This window comes from Desulfovulcanus sp., assembly GCF_982781345.1.
This window is the reverse complement of record NZ_CEYAEZ010000188.1, coordinates 1-1,167: the sequence shown is the minus strand read 5'-3', so window position 1 is coordinate 1,167 and position 1,167 is coordinate 1. Positions and strand designations below refer to the sequence as shown.

The 1,167-nt window shown below is 38.4% G+C and carries 1 protein-coding gene; it reads right to left on the bottom strand.

Translation table 11 applies throughout. The features are described 5' to 3' along the window. Positions 1 to 241 precede the first annotated feature (241 nt). Positions 242 to 1,167: tetratricopeptide repeat protein (locus AC3WVG_RS12135; RefSeq protein ID WP_488798377.1), on the bottom strand; the 926-nt coding region annotated here is incomplete at its 5' end.

The window sequence follows — 1,167 nt, the reverse complement described above, 5'->3', positions numbered from 1 at the left end:
GTTTTTGTCATATTAGTCCTTAATATTAATTGCTAACTTTCAAGTATGCCTGACTACCTTATTATAAATTCACTAGGGTTGGCTAATTTTGCAGCTTAAAAATGTCACTTTTTTAAATTAAAGTTAATATTCACAGCAGCTTGGTTTTAAAAAAGAAAGTAAGAGAAAGTTGATGTGAGAGTATTAAAGTATTTATTTTAGAGGGGTATAGCCTTATATAGGCTAAGGACTAAATCGAGTCTTAGCGTTTCCAATCACATTGCTTTACCAGCTCAAACCAAGGGCTGGTAAAGTCCTTAGCGACAATAGGGGCGGGTAAGGTTACAGCTATATCTAGCTTGTTGGCTAAATAGCGCGCGACTAGTTGTTTCATTTTATCGCTTTCTAATTGCTCATACGCAGTTTGTAACTGTTGTTTGTCTTTTTGGCTTATAAAACCCCCAGTCAAATTTTTGTAGCCTATTTCAAGCCAAAAAAGTAATGCTTGTTTCGCTTCGTTGGGAAAGGCATGGGTTAATGTGGCCGTTGGGCTATAGAGTCGCTCAAAATTAATTTGCTGCTCTTGAATCAAAAAAACCATTAATAAATTAAGTCCGGTTGAGATTTGCCCCGCGCGTTTATCAATGTTTTGGTTATTACTTAATGCACTTCTAAAATAGCGCTCAGCTTCGGGTATGTTGCCCTCATCCAGGGCTAAATAACCTAAGTTACTCTCTATCAGTGCAGTTACATTGGGAAGCTGTAATTGTGTGGTGATTTTATGGCTATCAAGGTACAAGGCACGCGCTTTTGCAAAGTTATCTTGCGAGCGAGCAACCAATGCCATACTGTTGGTGAGTGTTAAGCGTTGACGATCGTTTTGCGCATATTTGTAAGCACATTTAAATGAGTACTGGGCATCGTCTAAATATTCTGCATGGCGAAGCCATATTCCTAAGGCACTCATAATGGTGGTCAGTTTTTGTTTGAAATAATCAGTTTGATGATGCTGAAATATTGCGTCAATCGATGTATAAAGCTCGTCATAGTGACTTGTAGGTACTGCTGTACGGGCATAGATAAGGTGCCAGCGGATAAATAATTCTGGCGGCATGAGTTGTAACCCTGTGAGGTTTTCTAAAATAGTAATAGATTGAGCTGGATTAACAGTAAGATAATCTTCGGCTT